Origin of the sequence: Brevibacillus sp. Leaf182 (assembly GCF_001423865.2) — a bacterium.
Lineage (GTDB): Bacteria > Bacillota > Bacilli > Brevibacillales > Brevibacillaceae > Brevibacillus > Brevibacillus brevis_C.
Window position 1 is genome coordinate 578599 of sequence record NZ_LMPN02000037.1, and the last position, 19652, is coordinate 598250.

The following is a 19652-nucleotide window of genomic DNA, read 5'->3' on the forward strand; positions in this document are numbered from 1 at the left end:
AAACCCTCTGCTTTTTTACAGGCAGAGGGTTTTCTTTGATACCTAGTTTCTTATTCATCAGTAGCCATGGTGTACAGCTCTGTCGATAAATCTTTCAGCAACGGCGAAGAAACGTTATCCACCTGCGTCATAACAAGGCGATGGACCGGACGTGTCATTGCGACATACAACAGTTTTGCGTCCCATTCGTTACTTTGATAGGCGTCCACATCCAGTAACATGACCACATCGAACTGCAAGCCTTTCGTTAGAAAAGCAGGCATGACAGTTACGCCACCCGGAAATTGGTTATCTTTGCTGCCCAACAGGGTCAGATCAGCTATCTTGTCTTGCAGACCTTTATGTGCTTTTTTACTCGCTTGAATGGTTTTCGCTACGATCGCTATCGTTTTGAAGCCTTCCGATTGGTAGGCAGCCACACGCGAAGAGATGTCCTCCCACAGTTGCGCTCGTGAACGAGCCTTGACCATGATTGGTTTTTCGCCATGTCGCAAAACCGGTTTTGCCAATACCGTCTCGGGCAATTCAATCTGCCGCAACACTTCATTGGCACAACGCATGATCTCAATTGTCGAACGATAGCTTTGCGACAACGTGTAATAGGAAGGAAACATCTGTGCAAAAATGCCCTTTGTCAACTCTTCCCAGGCATGAATCCCTCGATAGCTATGAATGCCTTGCGCAATATCTCCCACAATCGTTAACGAGTTTCGCTTGGTTGCCAATGCAATGACGGCTATTTCCAGCGCACTCAAGTCTTGTGCCTCATCCACAACCGTATGATCAAAATGCTCTGCCTTATTCATACCTTCAACAATATGCTGCAAATATAGCAATGGCGCGATATCTTCTGGCTCCAATCTCTCCTCTGCAAACAGTGCAGCACTTGACTGCGTCACATCACGCACAACTTCGTCTGAAATGTCAGCAGGTACGAGCTTGCGTAGCAATTCCTCGTCAGCAATCAACTCGCGATAAGCCGCGAAGATTTCCAGTCTTGGAAACGAAGTCAGGTACGTATCCAGTATTTGCTCCAGCATTTTCTCGAATTTGTACAAGCCTTCTTTGTCCAAATCGACTTTTCGCTCTCGCAAATGAGCAAACAATTGCTTGTTCATTTCTTGTTTCAAATGCTTGCGAAGCGCTTCTACTCGGCGATGATACGGCATATTCGCGAATAACTCCAAAAAGCATTGACGAATAAAATCACCCGGAATGGAAAAGACTTGCTTCGTCTTGTTGTATAAAAAGCTGAGCTTCTTAAAAGGAATTCTTGTGTCGACGATATGACGAATGTATTGCTCAAGCGCCTCCCGACAAGCGAGTGATCCTTTGAAGCGAAGTCTGTTTCGCGTCATTTCTTGCTGGCGCTCATCCTGCCCCTCTTCGAAGAACAATTGAAGGGGCTTATCAGGACTCACGATTTTCCATCCTTTTGGCAGCAGAGGCTTCACAAGACGCGCTGCCCAATCTACAAAGGTAGACTGTTGAACGTCATCGACGCCCAGCTCAGGCAAAACCTCGGAGATATAGGTAAGAAACATCCGGTTAGGTGCAAACACCATGAACTTTTTGGACATCATGGAATCCTGGTAGTTATAAATCAAATAGGAGAGTCGGTGCAGGGCGATGGTCGTTTTTCCGCTCCCTGCTACTCCTTGCACAACAATGGGCCGTTCTTTTTCCGCCCTGATAATATCATTTTGCTCAGATTGAATCGTTGCGACGATGTCTTTTAGCCTGCTATCGTTCGCCTGATTCAGATTGGCTGCCAAAAATTCATCGATGAAGCCCTCTTGCAAAAACTCATCGGGATGCCCCATCTCACGGTTAATTGTTTCTTTTACTGCTCCATCATAGATGCCGACGATCTTTCCGTCTTCGATCGCAAAATTACGCTTTAATCGAACTTCACCACGTACGATCTCGCGTCCCATCCGGTAAAACGCGTCTTTGCTCTCACCGGAATAATAAAGACTGGCGATAGGCGCACGCCAATCCACGACGACAGAATCAAACGTATCGCTGCGTACAATTCCCCGTTTTCCTATGTAGACCTGATCCAGCTCGTAGATTTCATCCTTCAAGAAATCCACTCTGCCGAAATAAGGCTTCTCTCGCCCTTGATCTTCTAGGTAACGCAAATCCTTTGCCTTATTATAGTTAACGACCTGTTTCACATAGTCATCTGTTGCCTCGCGAATATCATTGCGAAGCTGCTCCATTTCTTCGTCGATCGCTGAAATGGTATCATCCAGCTTTTTTTGTTCCAATTCATAATCACGATGCTGTGTACTCACAATCATTCCCCCTCACATGTATCGTGTCATTGAACGTATTAGGACCATTGCCTAGCCAGCCATATTCCAACCGCACAAGAAAGTAGTCCGACTCCCAAACTGAGAAGTGCGTACAAAGTGCCACGCAACAAGTGGCCTTCTCCCCAAAAAGAGACCACTTCCAAGGAGAAGCTAGAGAACGTCGTAAATCCTCCCATGACCCCCGTTGCAAATAAAAGATAGAGTGTCGGAGATAACATGCCACGTTCTTTCCCTAGCACGAACAAGATGCCGATGATCAACGATCCACAAACATTGGCGATCCAGGTTCCCCACGGCCATCCCGGCTGGTTTGCGAGTAAAGACAATAGATAGCGCAAAAGAGAGCCAACTGCTCCTCCAACCGCCACAGCTATCCAGGCCATCGCTTTCCCTCCTTGGCTATCAAAGCTGTTATGTATGTCACAGAAAAAGACACCCTAGCGTCAAGCGAGGATGTCTGTCGTATCAGTAATTGTTATCTTACTGTTTTGGCTTATTTTCTTCAAGGTCTTCCACATAACGGATGGAATCCAAATTTGCTCTCAATGAAAGCTTAACGGCGTCAATGTACTTTTGGCGCAATGCTTTTTGTTCGAGCTTTTCCTCTTCGGTCAAACCTTCTTCGCGAGATTTTTTGACCAATTCGTTAATGCGTTTAATTTCTGCGTCAGATACCACTGCTGGTTCCTCCCACTCTGTAGTAGTGCCGCTTCATTATACCACATTCGAATGATCCCGCAAGACAGCCGAACACTTACGGAGTATCAGGAAGGATGAGAGTCTGACCTGGATAAATCCTGTTGCTCTCTAATCCGTTCGCATCTTTAATCTCTATTATATAGTCGCGAACATCCATATGCTGATCTGGATTGTATTGAACAGCTAATGACCATAGGCTATCTCCAGATTGTACGGTTACTTCTATACCTTGTGGCTCCTCTATTGGCGAAGAAGCAAACACTAGTTCGGTCAACAAATAAAAAAAGAGAGTAAATGTAATAAGAAACAAGAGAGCTTGTCCTCTCGTGATACCAAAACGAACACGGCGTTCTTCTTTTTTCTCGAAACGATTACGTACTGTCGATGAATTCATAATAATGGCCTCCTCACAAACATACGTTCTGATCACTTGTAACCTCATGATAAATGAGAACATATGTTCATGTCAACAAATAATCGAACTTATGTTTGTCGAACGCAAGCTCCCATGGTATAATATAGGAAAATATGTTCGAGAAATCAGGGGTGTCTTTCTATGTCAAAATTATCGAGTAGACAACAAGCCATCATCGAGTTCATACGAAAGGAAGTTCGTGATAAAGGATATCCGCCATCTGTACGTGAAATCGGAGAGGCTGTTGGACTAGCTTCCAGCTCAACAGTACATGGGCATTTGGCACGCTTGGAGAAAAAAGGCCTCATTCGTCGAGATCCAACCAAACCTCGCGCCATCGAATTGCTATCTGATGAAGATCGTTTTCAAGACAATTTCGAAGACTCTGTCGTCCGTGTGCCAGTAATCGGAAAAGTAACCGCTGGACAACCGATTACTGCCATTGAGGATGTGGAAGAATACTTCCCGCTTCCAGACAATATCGTGACTTCTGACAAGGTTTATATGCTGCGCGTCTCCGGGAACAGTATGATTGATGCCGGGATTCTCGATGGAGATTACGTAATCGTTCGCCAACAGCACGTAGCAAACAATGGTGACATCGTCGTAGCGATGACAGAAGAAGACGAAGCGACCGTCAAAAGATTTTTCAAAGAAAAGAACCACTTCCGTCTCCAACCGGAAAATGCCACGATGGAACCGATCATTCTGGAGCATGTCACCATTCTCGGTAAAGTCATTGGTGTTTATCGACTCATTCACTAATTTCCACGTAAAAAAGGACAGCCTCGGCTGTCCTTTTCGTTTTCTGTATATTATCTGGCGACAAAAAACCAGATGATCATCGTAACTTGCAAGATGACTTTTACGACTGCACTGCCCAAAAATCCGATTAATGAACCTACGCCCGCTTTCACTGCTCGCTCCATCGATTGCTTCTGCACCATTAATTCTACGAGAACGACGAATACGAACGGCAAAATCAGCATACCAAACGGTGGGAAAACGAAAATCCCAAGAATAATTCCGACCGCAGCAGCAATGGACGACCATTTGGACCCTCCGTACCTTTTCACGAAGTACATGTTCGTCAGTAAGTCAGCACCGTAAAGCAGAATACTGAGAACGACCATTCCCCACCAAAAGGATGCCGGCAATCCCGCTCCCGGATCTGCAATGAAAAAGTGATAGAGCAAAAAGCCCGCCCACAGTAATATCGTATCAGGTAAAACAGGTAAAAAAATTCCTGCAATGCTTAGCAAGAACAATAACACAACCACTACCCACAAAAATATTTCCATCTACTACACTCCCTTCATCTAGGTATACGAGTGATGACCGATTTCGTTGCGTACTTATTCACTTTTGTCTAAACTATTTCAAAAGAAAGTAGAATGGAGGTAGTCTCATGAGAAATTGGCATGATCTTTCTTACTTGGGTAGAGGAACGATGCGCCAAAAAGCGGCGTGGGAAGCGATACAACAGACCCACATCATGGAGGTACTATCCGAATTCCGTCCAGTGCTTGCCGGAACCATCCCATTAGACATAGACGTTATGCAAAGCGATTTGGATATTATTTGCGAGAGTCACGATCTGGAACAGTTTGAGCAAGCTGTTCGTACAGCTTTTGGCTGCTTACCCGAATTTGAAGTGACACACCTAGATGTAAAAAGTACTCCCACGTGCGTGATCTCGTTTTTCGTAGCTGACTTTTGGTTTGAATTGTTTGCTCAACCAGTAGCTGTCGAAAAGCAAAATGCCTATCGTCATATGGACATCGAAGCACGATTGTTAGACATAGGAGGCTTGGATGCGAACCAACATATCAGAGCTCTGAAGCAAACTGGCATCAAAACAGAGCCTGCATTTGCTCGATACTTTCATATTCCGGGTGATGATCCATACGAGGCTTTGTTGCAATTAGAGTCGTTAACCGAACAGGAATTACGACAAAGAGTTCAGGTCCTACGAAAGGATTCATCTTCAAACAATGAGCCGATCTCTACTTCTTAAATGCAGGAAGGATCATCATTTTTCGTGCTGCCCACTTTAGTGGATACCGGATACACCATCATCTCGCTGGAATCATAGGGGGTAAACAGCCACTGGAGCTGCAACCGATCATACTTCTCTCGATCAAGCCATAAGTCCTCGTCCTCTTTCTTTAAAATGACAGGCATCCGCTCATGTATATTTTCGATGAGCTCATTCGCCTTTGTCGTAACAATCGTGCAGGTATGTACTTTTTCTCCCTCTTGATTCATCCACGTATCATACAGGCCAGCAAAAGCAAATGGTTCCCCGGTTTTCATCATGATCCGTATCGGTTGCTTCCCTGTGAGGGCGTTCATCCACTCATAAAAGCTGTCAGCAGGAAGGATTTATCGTTTTCGGGCAAAAAGCTGTTTGAATGTGGGCTTTTCATTTAACGTCTCGCAACGCGCATTGATCATTTTGTAGCTGCTCTTCTCATCGGCAGCCCAGGACGGCACTAACCCCCATCTCAACTGACCCATACGTCGTTCGCCACGATCAGCAATAATCGCTGGAATGAACTGACCTGGTGCAATATTGTACCGTGGCTTTGCATCAAATGGAATGACTTCGATTTGGAATCGTTCCTTCCATTTCTCCAAGTTCGTTACGAGAGTAAAACGGCCGCACATGCTTTTCCCTTCACATCCTTCCATACTGGACGTCTCCTCATCCCTTCTATTTTACTGTTTCACCTGATGTGTCATTTCAAACCTTTTATGCGTGTGAAGTAAGTGGAAAACGAAAATGTTCTGTCTCCATTTTTAACGAGGGACGAACAAATAAGACATCATCCGTCGTTTTCATCAAAGAAGATTGGATTTTCTCATTCTCACTATCCGGCATAAAGTGAAAATGAATGATCGTTGTCTCAGCCGTTACCAAATGGGAAATGACCGCTTCTATATCAACTGGCTTTTTACTTACAAGATCAAATACATGCAGTTGGTCGTCTTCTCGTTCCAATAAGACAATCACATCCTCCTCCTCGACGTAATAGATCGCATCCCGAAAAACAAGAAGAAAGTAAAACATCAACAGATGCTCGCTATCCTTGACGGCCAGCCTCGATGAAACGGGGATTCGTTTAGCAGCAACTTCCTTCATGACGATAAAATCAGCCTCGTTATCAACATCTAGCTTGCGCAAGACTGATTTTTGTCCTACTTTCTCTTTTAAATCAGATGCCAGTAAGCGAAAACTACTTTCCTGTACTCTCTCAAATCCGAACTTCGGATAAAAATCGAGTACGGTATCATTGGCATACAAATAGATAAAATCGTATTCCTTCTCACAAGTTTCAAGAATATGGTTCATCAATTTCGCTGCCAACCCTTGGTTGCGGTAAGCTGGATGTGTCATGACCGTTCCGATCTGAAGTGCCTGATAGTCCTTCCCATTGGATGTCACGATCATCTTACTGGCAGAAGCGTTAGCAATAACCTGATCCCCATCCAAATAGGAATAGCAGACATAGCTGTCATTCCAGAAGCCCTTGTTATCCCATTCTTTAAAATCGAGCTGAAAGATCTGTTTGGCGAGGTCATGAAAGCTTTCCTTATATGTTTTGATATGCTTGTAGTCGCTAATCAATCGATATTCACCCATGTAAAAACCTCCCATTCTGTTGTTTGTGCTGTCTGTTATCATTCATTTCTTTTCAGCAGTCCCTTCTTTCCAATAAAAAAGACCACAAGAAGAATTCTCTTCTCATGGTCAAATTTATCGTTGTAATGAAGATACCTATCCCAAACAGAATAGATATCATGCACAAACGTGAAATTTGTTTTGATGAGATATAATGCCTTCTAATCGCTCTTGAAAAAAGGTATAAAAAATAAACCAAGGGCACGCCCTTCATGTAACCTTTTCCCATATAAAATTCATTCGAATTTTACTTAGCGATTATCAGTTTCATCATATACAATCAAAACCTCTTTTCAAATTAGATACCTTTACTATATTGGACTTTCAAAAGGTTGTAAATGAGCATTCCATATCCACTTACATTTTTGTAAGTATCGTTATACAAAAACGTCATTTTCTTATATAATTACAAATACTCCCTTTCCGAAAAGGAAAAGGGACACCGATTTTTAAATGGACCTCGAGGGGGGTGTACCAATGGCGAATGCTCTCAATTTGCCACATACCGCAGCGGCTCATGCAAAGCCTAGAAATAGTGAGGCGATACTTTGCATGAGGTGGTCTTACGTTTAATCCAATCATCGCCTTCATTTGCGTATCTCATTTCCTATTTTCTTGGCTTTGCCCCTTATTTGCCTATTTATGAATAAGGAGCGAGCAGAAATGAAATGTGTGAAAGCAAATTTAATCCTTCCTGAATCGTTACTTGCAGAAATACAAAAGTACGTGCAAGGAGAAACCATTTATATTCCAAAGACAAAAGTAACCCATCAAAAATGGGGGACGCGCACTGGCGGGAGAAAACTCCTGGATGAGCGGAATACGGCTATTAAAAGCAGTTTTCGGGCCGGGACGGCTATTTCTCAGTTAGCGGAGGAATACTTTTTGTCTACAGAGACGATTAAGAAAATCGTGTATACCAAATAGACGTTTATAAAGCACTGACGACCTTTCCATTCAGGTTGTCAGTGCTTTTTTATGGCGAGTTTTTTTGAGAAATGTCCTTTCCCTTTCTCTTTTCTTGCAAACACACTAAAGTAAAGAGAAACCCACCTTACAAGACAGAAACAGGAGGAACCGCAACATGGAACCTTTTATCCATACGCATCAGTATCACTTCATTAAATCGCGCGTTCAAGCAATCATGAACGCCTATGCGACCAGTACAGATGTCAACGTGATTCGGGCTCGCAAAGAAATTGCCCATGAAGAAATCTTTCAGTTGTTCCCGAACATGACAGAAGAACAAAAAGAGATTTTGCATCCGATTGATTCGATTAAAGAAAAGGCAGAAGGAAAGCAGTTTTTGCAGCAGCTTTCACCGTTTGTGATTCCATTCCCTGCTCTCACAGAGACTTCTATTAAGAAGCTCTTTCCCAAAGTAAAGAAGCTTAAAGTCTCGAATTTAGCTGAGATCGATTTTTCAGAAACCTCTTATGTGAGCTGGTTAGACACTGCCACGGAAAAGAAATATATTGTCGCTTACCACGAAGGAAAACTGATTGGCATTCACGGTCAGTTTACAAACGTAAATAAAAAAGGCGTTTGTGCGCTCTGTAATCACTTTGAGGAACTCGGCATGTTCGTCCTCGAAGCCAAAGGTTCTGGGGATGGAACGTATTTGAAAAAAGGAAACTACATTTGCCAAGACAGTGTGACATGCAATCAAAATATGATTTCGCTGGATAAGTTAAACGATTTTATCTCGCTGATGGTGAAGTAAATCTGCAACGAAAATGAAAAAGCCGCCGAGTCTCCATCCCAGGCGGCCTTTCGATATGTCCCTTACTTGATCTCGTACAGACTCTCTTCCAAACGATCCCACGTTTGGGTGATGCCCTCTAGCATGCCCATGTCCATGACAGTTTTGAGGGCTTCCGCAGATACATATTCAGAGCGGCTGACCAACTTCGTCTTGCCACCCAGATCGATGAACTCCATCATAACCTCTGTCGAAGGCAAGGTATCATTGGTGTTGCCTTCTGCATCTGAAAAGTAATCGGTATAAATGATTTTCTCTGGCTCAACCATTTCCTTATAAACACCTTTGCCCCAAGATTCCATGCCGTAAAAATCACCTTGATTCTTATCTACACATTTCATACAGTAGTGCCAAACACCGCCTGGACGGAAATCGACATTACAAACCGGGAGTTCCCAGCCTTTCGGTCCCCACCAACGCTTGAGATGTTCAGGCTCCTTAAACATCTTGAACACGAGTTCTCTTGGCGCGTCGAATACTCGCTCCAGTACCAACACCCGCTCGTTCTCTACCCTTGAAACCATTGTGTTTCTTGACATAGTAATTCCTCCTCATTCATTTGAATGGTTCTCAAGTATTTTCCTTATTTTGCAGTTCCCGCAAATAGTCTTCCAGATTATCGAATCTTTCTTCCATAACACGCTGGAATGACTTCACCCAAGAATCCAGCGCTCGGAAAGGCTCTGGCTTGAGCTTGTAAATTCGGCGATTGGCTTCGGCCTTCACATCCACGATTCCGTTATCACTAAGCACCTTCAAATGCTTCGAGGCTTGGGGCTGGCGAAGCCCCAGATGGTCTGCGATTTCCCCTACAGTTAGAGGACCGTCGCGCAAAAGTTCGACGATTTTCATACGATTCGGTTCAGCCAGAGCACTCAGCGTCGCCATGTCCATGCCCGGATTCATCCCTGACATGTCACTCACCTCGTTACATAATGGATTCTACGTTCCTCTCATCCCCTTCAGCGTTATTGTGATCATCTTGTTAGATAAAATATACACCGAAGGGAATATTCCTGTAAAGGAATATTTAAAGAAGTTTGTTTCAGAAATTTGTTAGTGATTAATCAATAACTACCAGCTATCATTTATTTCATGGAAGTACGATTCTGTAAATCTTTGATCGTTGCCGTTATACCCTCCTCGAAATTCGTTACTGGGATCGGTCCAATAAGCCGTTCATATTTTTCTCCGCTAAGGATCAATGGTTTTTCGGTTAAGTATAGCATCTCGACAACCTCCTTCATCACCGGGACGAACATCCCCAGCAAAGACAAACCAATTTTCCCAAGAGGAATGACAGGTTTCACGGTGCCACTTGCTTTTTGGGCGATTCGGACGATGTCTCGACCGGAAATGATGCCTCCACCTGGAATGTGCCAGTTTTGTCCATAGGCAAACTCTCGACTGGCCAACTCTACAATCATCTTCGCCGCATCCGGCAAATAAACAAACTCGCGAGGAACATGCATATTCCCAATGAAAAGCCCCGGTTTTCCAGCCGCAATTGCCTCGAGTGTGGAACCCAAATACGATGCCTGATTAGCAGTAGGTCCGTAATAATCCGGCAATCTGACAATCATCGTTCGTGCATGATCCCATCGACTGCTAAAAAGCATCTGTTCAAATGCCAGCCTGATTTTTCCTTTCTTTGTATGCGGTTGCTTTGGATGCTCCTCCGTCACTGGTTCCATCTGCTTTCTCCCGTATGGATAAATGCCGTCTACCGCAACAACCTTCAAACCTCTCTTATTGGCGGCTTCCATGATCGCTTCGCCAAGTGGGATCAGCTTATTTACCATCTCGTGATAAGGGACGTTTGCACAATGAAATAGTACATCCGCTCCCTCCGATGCTGCTACGATGTCTTGAGACCGTAATGCATCCCCGACGGCCAGTGACAAATGTTCTGGATTCCCCAGCTCTGACGCCATTTGCTCTAGCTTTTCTAGAGAACGCCCAAAAGCAATCGTTTCAACCCCTCGATTGATTAGCTCCTCTAAAATTGCCGCTCCCGTTCCGCCTGTCGCCCCGACTACAATCGCTTTTTTCATTGGGATCATCTCCACTCGTTTTATTTGTGATTGATCAATCACTAACTAATTTGAACTATAACTCTTTAGTTAGTGATTAGTCAATAACTAATTGTCGCAATTTTTTCTCCGCTACACCTCCATCAATTCCGGCATGTCTAACGCTGCTGAAATATTACACAGCATTCCTCTTGCCAGGAAAATAAGCGTTCTCTCTTCTGGGCTCGCGATGCCCGCTTCACGAAAAGCTGTGAGGACGATCTGACGAACCTCCCGAAACCCTTCGCGCATTGCCTCTCGAATCGAAGGCTCTTGAATCGTCTGGGACTGCATTTGAAGAAGTATTTCATTTTGATGGGAAACCAAAATCTTTTCATAGGCCTTGATTAAATCTGTTTCCAATTGCACTTTGGATGCGGACTCCACAACGAGACGGAAAGAGGCAATGATCCGCTCCCACGACGCCTCCAAGGCTGCCTGTAACAAAGCTTCCTTCGATGCAAAAAACTTGAAAATATACGGCTGGGAAATCTTTGCACGCTCTGCCACTTGCGCTGTTGTTGCCCGGAAATATCCGATTTCAGCAAAGACTTCAATGGCAGCAGAAATGATTTCCGTTTTACGATTGACTGACGTCATTGCAAGATTGCCTCCCTTTTAGTGATTAATCAATAATATCGATTATACGTCAGTTTGTGATGAGTTTCAAATACCCTGTATCACTCCCCTTAAACGCTCGGTCATGATTAGCTGCTGATTCAAGTTAGCGATCATCGAACATAATTTTTACGTTGTCGCAGATATCAGTCAGCATTCAACAATTTCCCCTCTCTGTTATCACAATTCGTAGTTTAATAACTAAGACATGGACGTATTTTCCGAATTTTTGGTATTTTGTATGTTAATTAGAGTACGAGTGTGTTACTATTAAATCGAAAGTTTTATTTTTCCATTTCAGGAGGTGAATAACAATGTTAAAGAAATTACTTCAAAAAATTGGTGCTAACTCAATCCGCCCATGCCCACGGGAGTGTATACCAGCAGGAAAACATTGCATGTGTCCCGCGTAATATTAGATAGTACTTAAAAAGGCCGTCCCAACAGCTATGTACGCCGCAGAGGGATGGTCTTTTTCCGTCTACCTATCATCCTAATTTCGTTCGTTTTTTATACCGGAACACTGTACACAATGGTTGGATACGTTTCGCTACATGAGCAGCTCACCGAGCGTAAACTTTTTTGGGAAGTCAAACTTACTAGGGGGAAGATTTATGAAAAAATTTGCTCTGTTTGGTATTGCTACTGCATTATTTCTATCGCTTTCATTACCTGGTGTTAGCAGCGCAAAAGAACAACGTGTACCATGTGAAGCTGACGGGTATTGCGGATGGCCGATTTATAGCGTTTAACACCAACACATCCAATAAAGCTTGGAAAGAAACCACTAAAGGTACTATGGGAAATATATGAAAAGTGAATTCTGCATCGGTTTTAAATCAAACATCATGCACCGACTGTTTAACGATCGGTATGATGTTTTCTTTTTTTCATTTGTTAAATTACGAGCAACTAGCTTTTAACTGGCTTTAAAAATTAGTTTGGCCTTTGCTTTTTGGTTCTTTATTCTTACCTATGTCAGGTTCACGCATCATGGAAAAATGCATATCTTCCTGTCTATTCCTACACTTTTGTGGGGGCTCTCTAAATTCATGTTCTTATAATCACGTATTCACGATAAGATGGTAATGAATGGAAATATCTACCAGTGAGGTGAATGATCATGCTGAAGAAGCTCATGAAAATGTTAGGTTCAAATTATTTAATTGAGCCTTGCGGAGACTCATGCATTATTTATCATGGCAGATGCTTATGCCCTTGGTAGAGGGAGCTACGTTTCAAAAAGGCAATCCTAAATGCCATGACCTGAATGAGGCTAAGGCATAGCTTTTTTCGTCGTGTATCCCCCTGCTGAAATAACATTCTTGAACTGTTGGACATGACAAGTAACAGTTTGTTGCATGCCCAAATTTTCCACTTCCTGTGATATCGCCCTTACATAGCTCCTCAATTTGCATAGCTTGAGTTTGAGGTTATTCCTCATACACTTGAAGGGGTGATATCCATGGGATTCTTTGACGACAATTTTGCTTTAGTTTTGGTTCTTTTCGTTCTATTAACAATTGTTGCTTGCAGTTGTGATGAGTGCTAATTTCTGTCCAATGTTATGGGCGGCTTAGCTGCCCTCTCTCCCCCTCTTTGACATCAGTAAGCTTTGAGCCCATCTTTTTGTCTACTCCTCCCACGTTCCCCAAAGAGCCGCCCGGTTCTTTCCCCGAGCGGCTTAACGCCCTTCACGTCTTCATGTAAGGAACCTACCAACTCGTACTCATGTAAGCGCGTTCAGATAAACCTCTATCCCTTGCAACACTGTTCATAACATTCCTACCAGCTTACATTCTAGGTCTATCCTATCCTATGCTTGCTATCTCCCAGACTGATAGCGAAATCATTGAAATGTGGCACCTTGTTTTCAAGGCTTTTCATACCGGTCTCCCAGCATAGTCAATGTGGAGGGACGCAACCCTTTCCAGATCAGCTAGCCTGCTGGATCGCTTTATTTGTTTTGTTCAAACTACATATTTCCGTTGCTGCTGTTTTTGCTATTGTAATGGTTATGTCCGTAAGTTCTGGTGCATTAGCTGCTGAACCTAGTTTTGGCGATACTCCGTGGATTAAACTGTAGATCATTCGATTAGAGTCTTTTGTGCCCCTTTCTAGGGGTATTTTTTGTACAACCATGTACTCTGCCTATCCAAGATTCTCCATTTCCATCGTCATCACGATCTCGCCCTTGTAAAGATTTTGCTTGCGACCTTCTGGGACCTTGTGCATTAAGCCCGAAACAGAAGAAGCCCGTAAGCTGACCATGATTATCTCAAACTGCATAATAGGTACCGTCTAATAGTTCTTGAAGTGTTTCTGGACTATGATCAAAATCATAAAAGGAATATTCCTGCGGATATTTCCAAGTTGTAACTTGCTTTGCATCTGAAATTTTCATCAACTGAACATTCATTTATTCCCCCTCCATAAAACCTTTCCATTCCGTTCGTTTTTCATAGAGCTAGCCCCTGCTTCTTACCAGTATGTTTTGTATCGTTATCTTTTTCACTTGTACATGCACCCTTTTTTACCTCTGTCCAGAACCTCTTAATTCTCTTCTACATAGAATGCATGAAAACAAGAAAAGGAGGATCACACTTGAAGATACCGAAAAGTTTATGCGATCGTATAGCTAAAATTCTGGGTGGGACAGGCATGTCAAATGATACTTGTTCTATCACGATTAAGCGTAATCTCCATGCAACAATCTTGGGCAAGCCATATGATACTGAGCACGAAATTACCATTGAATCCCTCGATAAAGAAGGAAACACCTTGAATACAGGTGAATTTACACTCCTTCAATCCGAAGTCCAAGAGTTTATTGACGCTGTTCGTAAACAAGGGTTTATCGTTACTGCCCTGCACAATCACTGGCTCTTCGACAAGCCACGTCTCATGTATTTGCATCTTGAATCTGTAGAGCCACCCTTAGAGTTTGCAAAGAAACTACGGCGTGCTTTGAATGTACTAAAATAACCGCTCCTCGTGGCGCTAAGCGTATTGAAGCTTAGCGCCTCTTTCATGGCCTGCCACTATCGTATTCCCATAGGCATGAGTTCCAATGGTTGATAGATCAATATTTTACAAATATTCGAAATTGAGTTGCGTTATTATCAGAACTTTCTTGAAATGAGTAAACCTCCTAATGGGGGCCTTATTTTATGGTTTCGATCATGATAGGAACGCATCCGATCCTCTCAATACGAACCTCGAACCACTTTACTCCGAACACGTCACCACCGCTTAAGGCCCGCCGCTTTACATCCACTCAAGTTTCTGTTTAAAAGTTTCAGCCAACGACATTCAGATAATAGTTCACCCATTTAGTGCCTCTGCTACTCCGGTAATCTTTCTCCATATTATGAGCGGCAATGCTGCCGTTTAGAATGGGGTAGTACCCTATTTTGTGGAGCATTCCACTCCAGTTTCCATCGAGCTTGGTGGACACGGATGCCCCCCATATTGTAGAAAGTTCCCTCGGTTGTTGAGAAACCCTGAGAATCAGACATCGTTTTCACTTCGATCGAAGACTACATTAATTACGAGAAGCAAATGTGTAATCATACCTGAGAAAAAGCACATTATGTTCTTTGATCACTATATGGAGGTAAGTCGAGAAATTTGCCAGTTCGCTTGCTAATTAGCTTAATAAGTATGCATTAGAGATGCATTCCTTTTGTCGAAGAGAAATGCTGCTTAGGCGAGCAATTATCTTTTTATGTAATTATTTACCATTTCATTCAATTTGAGTATAATTAGCTTTAGTTCGTGCATTTAGAATTCGATCACAATTGATACAAAGGAGTGTACTAGGTATGAAAAAACAGCTTCTCTCTATTTCGATGCTCGCTTTACTCCTCTCTGGCGCACCTGTATATGCTTCCGCTTCTACCAATGCTCAAGTACAAGGTGAAGCAGACACAGTAACCTTGGAGCAGCAAAAACAAGAACAACAATTCACCAAATATTACTCCCTTACTCCTGGGCAGTTAAGTCCAAAAGAAGCGATTTATCTAAAGAAAGGGCAGGAGCTCCGCATCAGTGCAAAAGGTAGCTTTGCGAATTACACAGTCTATAATGCTCAAAATAAACAGATTTGGAGCGGTACGACAGGAATCATTATTAAAGCTGATTCGGACGGGTATCGCTATGTACAATTTCAAGCCCCCTATTCCTATGAGGATCAAAATGTTATCGTAGCTACTTTTACGATTCAATAAAACATGAATAGCTTTTAGCCCGTCTTGATTGTGAAGACGGGCTTTATACATATTTGCATTGCTCTTTCTTCGTCTTATTCTCCCTGTGAAAAGTCGAATGACCACTTTTTCCTTTTCCTCAAGAGTACGCAGAACGAAGCTTGCATCTTACCTTGATGACGTTCATGAATACACGTTATATCAAAGTGTTACAATCGTTGCCGTCGCTGAAGATCTCACGGGATTTGTGATCACATTTGTCTGATGCCCTACGAAAGAGAAAAATCCCCTCGCACCAACAGGCACAAGGGGTTTCGCTTATAAGGGAAACAACTTTCGAATAGTCCCTATCATTTGTGTTAATCGCATGGTTATTGTTTCTTCAGCAACATGCTACCAATCTCTTCTAAGAGCATTTCCTTTCCAATTGGGCCAAAGGCTTTGATGTTGAATGTTTCATTGGTTACTTCGTAGAGATGGCCATGTTGAACTGCCTTGTTGCTTTTCCATACTGGACTCTTTTTCAGTTCTGCGTAAACATCATCTGCTTTTCCACCGAAATTGACGAGGAACATATGATCTGGCTGAAAATTTGTTAGTCCTTCCAGCTCGATCATTTCCATTGTTTTATTCGTAGGTGTTCCTTCTGCAGGCTTCAGGCCGAGATCTGTGAACAAGATATCTGCATACCCATAGTTTCCATAGACGCGGAACAATTTTGGCGTTACAGCCAGGAACATAAAGGTCTGGTCGCCGTACGCTTGCTTGAGTTGCTCGCGCATCCCTTTCGTCTTCTCGTCATAACCAGCCAGCCATTTGTTCACGTCCTCTTCTTGTCCTAGCAGGCGGCCGATTTCTTTAAACTTATCACGCCATTTGTCCATGTCTGTCTCTAGAACGACTGTCGGCGCAATTTTGGATAGTTGCTCGTACATCTTTTGCTGGCGGTTATTCATAATAATCAGGTCTGGCTTTGTTTCTACCACCGCTTCCAGGTTGATAGAGTCATCCCACATCCAGCCAACCGTTTTTACATCTGTCAGCTTATCCGCTACGTGGGACATGATTTTTGTCTTGTATGTATTGGTCGTAGCAACCGGCTTGTGTCCCAAAATTAATAGCTCCTCCGCTGCCCCCGATACGTCTGCAATCCGTTTTGGTTCCGCAGGGATTGTCACTTCCCCCATCAAGTGCTTGACTACGCGTGTCTCAGACTTCTTAGGTGCTTCCGAAGCCGTTTGGCTGCTTCCGCAACCCGCCGATACGACAGTGACCACTGCAACTAAGCAGGCCAGTACGATTCGTGTTCCTTTTTTCATCCGTTCATTTCTCCTTGTCACGTGATGTTTGGTGTGAAGTATTATTTGATAATGATTATCATTATAAGTGACAGAGAAGATAATCACATACTTTAGTGTATATGTCAATGTTTTTATATTTTTTATGTTTATACGAAACGAGCCATTGATTACTCCCTTTCAATTGAAATGAAACAGCAAAATAACGAAAAGAATAGTCATTATAATTTGAAATAGGTCTCTTATTTGAGACGATGGAAAACATTTCTTTTCATAGTGGAGGGAGCACGATTATGCACAAGGTAGTTGAACCAAAAATTCTATACTTTGGGACGCCAGTTGTACTCATCAGCACATTAAATGAGGACAATTCTGTCAACCTTGCCCCTATGTCTTCTGCATGGTGGCTTAATCAATCTTGCATGCTTGGAATGAGTAGCTCATCTCAAACCGTTACCAATTTGTTGCGCGAGCGCGAATGTGTTTTGAATCTTCCTTCGCCTGATCTTGCTCATGCGGTGGATCGTCTCGCTTTACTAACTGGGCGAAATCCTGTCCCTGAGCGCAAGGCTAATATGGGATATCGATTTGAACCGGATAAATTCGGAACGGCTAGGCTAACCCCTCAAGATTCGGACCTGATTCGGCCTCCACGCGTTGCTGAGTGCCCAGTGCAATTAGAGGCTGCGGTAGAACAAGTCCATCATTTTGAACTGCCCAGCTCTTTAAAAGCTATTGAAGTAAAGATAATACGCGTTCATGTTGATGAACAAATCCTAATGACTGGCGAGAAGAACTACATCGATCCCGAGAAGTGGAGCCCACTGATTATGAACTTCTGTGAATTTTTTGGCCTTAGCCACAAGGTACACCCGTCAAGATTAGCCCCAGTTTTTGGTCCCTCTTCAGGTTTTGTTAGCAAATCAAATTAAATATCAGTGGAGTGCTAGCATTCAAATAGCAAGGATCACCTTCTTCCCTATTTTTCAAGCATCAATAGATATGTATGTTGAAAAACGAACATTCTCTCTATTTATACCCTTGTTTCAAAATTATTATGATTTTGGAAAAGATGTTATAAAAGAATAGCCCAAAGATTGGACTTTTGAAGGCTATGATCAGGATCTATCGGAATGCATTTCGGCTAAATAGAAATGATGGAATTGACCAAATAACACGGCGAGGCACCTCCTATCTAACAGGAAGGTGCCTCAAGTTTTTGAAGACTCTGACTAAGTTAAAAAAGTAAAGTCGCCAAATATCGGTGCAGGCTTGAGAAGCAGCGAGTGTAACCATTCAAGCACCATCGGAAACTACCGGAGAACTGTGCCTTCTTTCAATATCTCGATGTCGGATCGTTCAAATGGTAAAACTAACTCCAGTGAGTTCTTCACTCAATGACCAGAGCCGCTTGGCAATCTGCTCATCTGCAGCCCATGGGCATACGCCGGGTACTCCTGGTTTCCCTACTTCAATCGGAACCAAAGAAGCAATATCGATATTTTGGCAATAAACGCCACCCTTGCCTTCGAGTTGGTTGCTTACAGCACACCAGACGATCGTCGCGGCTCCTTCCGGTACGGTTTTGCGTCCCACCGTCAATTCACTAAACGTCCGCCGTCCCTGTACGTCGATTACCCCAGAAGCACTCAATTCTTCATTGGACAAATGACGGGAGAGCTCGGTGACGATGGTACCGGGGTGTACGGAGAACGCTCGTACATGGTGTGGTTTGCCGCGTGTATCCAGTTCTAGGGCGAATAGGGCGTTAGCCGTCTTGGATTGCCCATACGCCTCCCATTTGTTGTAAGGGCGGTGCAGATAGTTTGGATCCTTGAAATTGATGTTACCTAATCTATGACCACCTGAGGAAACGGAAACGACCCGAGCGCCGTTTGCTCGTTTCAGAGCTGGCCAAAGCCGTGCTGTCAATTGAAAGTGACCCAAGTGATTGGTGGCGAACTGCAGTTCATACCCCCTGCGATCATGCTGTTCAGGTATAGCCATGATCCCTGCGCAGTTCACGAGAATGTGAAGGGGACGGCACGACTCCTCGAATCGGTGGGCGAAGGCATCGATCGAATCCGGATCGGCAAGATCAAGCTCGCCTAATTCCGCTTCAGGAACGGCCTCCATTGCGACTTTGGCTTTGTTCCGCGAACGGGCGGCACGACCACTTGGGCGCCTGCCTTCGCAAATACCCTCGATCGCCTCCCGGTGCGAGTCCAACAACGCATAACAGTGCGCATAGTCATTCTGTGAGTAGTGCTGTACATACTCTTTGATGTTCTTGAGTGGCATGTCTGTTTTTTTAGATGGTTCAAGAAACGGATACGGCCTATATCTTCCTCGTCGTACATTCGTTTTTGTCCGCCACCTCTCTTCGGCGAAGCAAGCAATCCTATTTTCTCGTAATATCGAAGAGTATCCGTAGAAAGTCCTGTCTGCTCTGCAACTTCGGAAATCGAATACGTCCGTTCTTCGTACATGAATGCCTCCTAGCTTGCTCATCTTTCCCTTCCGTCATAACCATACTCCTTAGAGTAAGCTCCAAGTCTAGGTCTTCCTAGCTCT

The 19652-nt window shown here is 43.6% G+C and carries 24 protein-coding genes and 1 pseudogene; 9 read left to right on the forward strand and 16 right to left on the reverse strand.

Annotated elements, in window-relative coordinates:
- Positions 1-50: 50 nt before the first annotated feature.
- The 4 genes from ASG16_RS29580 to yneA all read right to left on the reverse strand — a co-directional run bounded on the left by ASG16_RS29580 (position 51) and on the right by yneA (position 3414).
- The gene (locus ASG16_RS29580; RefSeq protein WP_056488168.1) at positions 51-2300 is read right to left on the reverse strand and encodes a HelD family protein; all 2250 of its coding nucleotides are present in this window, start codon (positions 2298-2300) and stop codon (positions 51-53) included.
- 38 nt (positions 2301-2338) lie between these two features.
- The gene (gene crcB, locus ASG16_RS29585) at positions 2339-2704 is read right to left on the reverse strand and encodes a fluoride efflux transporter CrcB (RefSeq protein ID WP_056488171.1); all 366 of its coding nucleotides are present in this window, start codon (positions 2702-2704) and stop codon (positions 2339-2341) included.
- A gap of 97 nt (positions 2705-2801) precedes the next feature.
- A complete protein-coding gene (locus tag ASG16_RS29590; protein WP_007718933.1) occupies positions 2802-2999 on the reverse strand; it encodes a DUF896 domain-containing protein in 198 nt (65 codons plus the stop codon).
- A 76-nt stretch (positions 3000-3075) separates the two neighbouring features.
- The gene (gene yneA / locus ASG16_RS29595; protein WP_056488173.1) at positions 3076-3414 is read right to left on the reverse strand and encodes a cell division suppressor protein YneA; all 339 of its coding nucleotides are present in this window, start codon (positions 3412-3414) and stop codon (positions 3076-3078) included.
- Between the two features lie 162 nt (positions 3415-3576).
- Here yneA and lexA point away from each other — a divergent pair, with 162 nt between their 5' ends.
- The gene (gene lexA / locus ASG16_RS29600; RefSeq protein WP_007718939.1) at positions 3577-4200 is read left to right on the forward strand and encodes a transcriptional repressor LexA; all 624 of its coding nucleotides are present in this window, start codon (positions 3577-3579) and stop codon (positions 4198-4200) included.
- A 50-nt stretch (positions 4201-4250) separates the two neighbouring features.
- On the opposite strand, the gene ASG16_RS29605 is transcribed toward lexA, so the two are convergent.
- A complete protein-coding gene (locus ASG16_RS29605; RefSeq protein WP_007718943.1) occupies positions 4251-4736 on the reverse strand; it encodes a DUF456 domain-containing protein in 486 nt (161 codons plus the stop codon).
- Positions 4737-4843: 107 nt separating this feature from the next.
- On the opposite strand from ASG16_RS29605, the gene ASG16_RS29610 reads away from it, so the two are divergent.
- The gene (locus ASG16_RS29610) at positions 4844-5452 is read left to right on the forward strand and encodes a DUF4269 domain-containing protein (protein WP_056488176.1); all 609 of its coding nucleotides are present in this window, start codon (positions 4844-4846) and stop codon (positions 5450-5452) included.
- Here the strand turns inward: ASG16_RS29610 and ASG16_RS29615 are convergent.
- Positions 5449-6105: pseudogene (locus tag ASG16_RS29615) on the reverse strand (SOS response-associated peptidase). The gene ASG16_RS29610 and the pseudogene ASG16_RS29615 sit on opposite strands and share 4 nt — an antisense overlap.
- An 85-nt stretch (positions 6106-6190) precedes the next feature.
- Positions 6191-7081 carry a GNAT family N-acetyltransferase gene (locus ASG16_RS29620; RefSeq protein ID WP_056488179.1) on the reverse strand — a complete coding sequence of 297 codons (891 nt, stop codon included), beginning with the start codon at positions 7079-7081 and terminating at the stop codon, positions 6191-6193.
- Between the two features lie 702 nt (positions 7082-7783).
- On the opposite strand from ASG16_RS29620, the gene ASG16_RS29625 reads away from it, so the two are divergent.
- Together ASG16_RS29625 and ASG16_RS29630 are read left to right on the forward strand one after the other, a co-directional pair.
- On the forward strand, positions 7784-8047 hold the full coding sequence (locus tag ASG16_RS29625) for a CD3324 family protein (RefSeq protein WP_007718970.1): 264 nt from the start codon (positions 7784-7786) through the stop codon (positions 8045-8047).
- Between the two features lie 157 nt (positions 8048-8204).
- Positions 8205-8843, forward strand: a complete 639-nt coding sequence (locus tag ASG16_RS29630; RefSeq protein ID WP_056488183.1) for a FusB/FusC family EF-G-binding protein — start codon at positions 8205-8207, stop codon at positions 8841-8843.
- A 62-nt stretch (positions 8844-8905) separates the two neighbouring features.
- On the opposite strand, the gene ASG16_RS29635 is transcribed toward ASG16_RS29630, so the two are convergent.
- The 4 genes from ASG16_RS29635 to ASG16_RS29650 all read right to left on the reverse strand — a co-directional run bounded on the left by ASG16_RS29635 (position 8906) and on the right by ASG16_RS29650 (position 11554).
- Positions 8906-9421 carry an SRPBCC domain-containing protein gene (locus ASG16_RS29635; protein WP_056488186.1) on the reverse strand — a complete coding sequence of 172 codons (516 nt, stop codon included), beginning with the start codon at positions 9419-9421 and terminating at the stop codon, positions 8906-8908.
- A gap of 31 nt (positions 9422-9452) precedes the next feature.
- A complete protein-coding gene (locus ASG16_RS29640) occupies positions 9453-9797 on the reverse strand; it encodes an ArsR/SmtB family transcription factor (RefSeq protein WP_056488189.1) in 345 nt (114 codons plus the stop codon).
- A gap of 173 nt (positions 9798-9970) precedes the next feature.
- On the reverse strand, positions 9971-10936 hold the full coding sequence (locus ASG16_RS29645; protein WP_198674288.1) for an SDR family NAD(P)-dependent oxidoreductase: 966 nt from the start codon (positions 10934-10936) through the stop codon (positions 9971-9973).
- A gap of 111 nt (positions 10937-11047) precedes the next feature.
- Positions 11048-11554: a TetR/AcrR family transcriptional regulator gene (locus tag ASG16_RS29650; protein ID WP_056488191.1), complete on the reverse strand. Its 507-nt coding sequence runs from the start codon at positions 11552-11554 to the stop codon at positions 11048-11050.
- A gap of 632 nt (positions 11555-12186) precedes the next feature.
- Here ASG16_RS29650 and ASG16_RS30755 point away from each other — a divergent pair.
- Together ASG16_RS30755 and ASG16_RS29655 are read left to right on the forward strand one after the other, a co-directional pair.
- A complete protein-coding gene (locus ASG16_RS30755; protein ID WP_157966789.1) occupies positions 12187-12324 on the forward strand; it encodes a hypothetical protein in 138 nt (45 codons plus the stop codon).
- Between the two features lie 713 nt (positions 12325-13037).
- Positions 13038-13124, forward strand: coding sequence for a YjcZ family sporulation protein (locus ASG16_RS29655; RefSeq protein ID WP_016743434.1), 87 nt, complete (start codon positions 13038-13040; stop codon positions 13122-13124).
- Between the two features lie 726 nt (positions 13125-13850).
- Here ASG16_RS29655 and ASG16_RS30760 read toward each other — a convergent pair.
- Positions 13851-13991, reverse strand: a complete 141-nt coding sequence (locus ASG16_RS30760; RefSeq protein WP_157966790.1) for a hypothetical protein — start codon at positions 13989-13991, stop codon at positions 13851-13853.
- Between the two features lie 185 nt (positions 13992-14176).
- Here ASG16_RS30760 and ASG16_RS29660 point away from each other — a divergent pair, with 185 nt between their 5' ends.
- The gene (locus ASG16_RS29660; protein WP_056488193.1) at positions 14177-14557 is read left to right on the forward strand and encodes a DUF1259 domain-containing protein; all 381 of its coding nucleotides are present in this window, start codon (positions 14177-14179) and stop codon (positions 14555-14557) included.
- Between the two features lie 313 nt (positions 14558-14870).
- Here ASG16_RS29660 and ASG16_RS30765 read toward each other — a convergent pair whose 3' ends face one another.
- Entirely contained in the window at positions 14871-15029 is a 159-nt protein-coding gene (locus tag ASG16_RS30765) for a hypothetical protein (RefSeq protein ID WP_157966791.1), read from the reverse strand.
- 367 nt (positions 15030-15396) lie between these two features.
- Between ASG16_RS30765 and ASG16_RS29665 the strand changes: the two genes are divergently transcribed.
- The gene (locus ASG16_RS29665) at positions 15397-15801 is read left to right on the forward strand and encodes a hypothetical protein (RefSeq protein WP_056488195.1); all 405 of its coding nucleotides are present in this window, start codon (positions 15397-15399) and stop codon (positions 15799-15801) included.
- A 350-nt stretch (positions 15802-16151) separates the two neighbouring features.
- Here ASG16_RS29665 and ASG16_RS29670 read toward each other — a convergent pair whose 3' ends face one another.
- Positions 16152-17099 (reverse strand): iron-hydroxamate ABC transporter substrate-binding protein, encoded by a 948-nt coding sequence (locus ASG16_RS29670; protein WP_056488197.1) that lies wholly within the window; start codon positions 17097-17099, stop codon positions 16152-16154.
- 272 nt (positions 17100-17371) lie between these two features.
- Here ASG16_RS29670 and ASG16_RS29675 point away from each other — a divergent pair, with 272 nt between their 5' ends.
- The gene (locus ASG16_RS29675) at positions 17372-18010 is read left to right on the forward strand and encodes a flavin reductase family protein (RefSeq protein WP_056488199.1); all 639 of its coding nucleotides are present in this window, start codon (positions 17372-17374) and stop codon (positions 18008-18010) included.
- Between the two features lie 427 nt (positions 18011-18437).
- On the opposite strand, the gene ASG16_RS29680 is transcribed toward ASG16_RS29675, so the two are convergent.
- Complete coding sequence (locus ASG16_RS29680) at positions 18438-19286, reverse strand: SDR family NAD(P)-dependent oxidoreductase (RefSeq protein ID WP_241970867.1); 849 nt, start codon at positions 19284-19286, stop codon at positions 18438-18440.
- A complete protein-coding gene (locus tag ASG16_RS29685; RefSeq protein ID WP_241970855.1) occupies positions 19187-19567 on the reverse strand; it encodes a MerR family transcriptional regulator in 381 nt (126 codons plus the stop codon). The genes ASG16_RS29680 and ASG16_RS29685 overlap by 100 nt, the downstream gene beginning before the upstream one ends.
- Positions 19568-19652 lie beyond the last annotated feature (85 nt).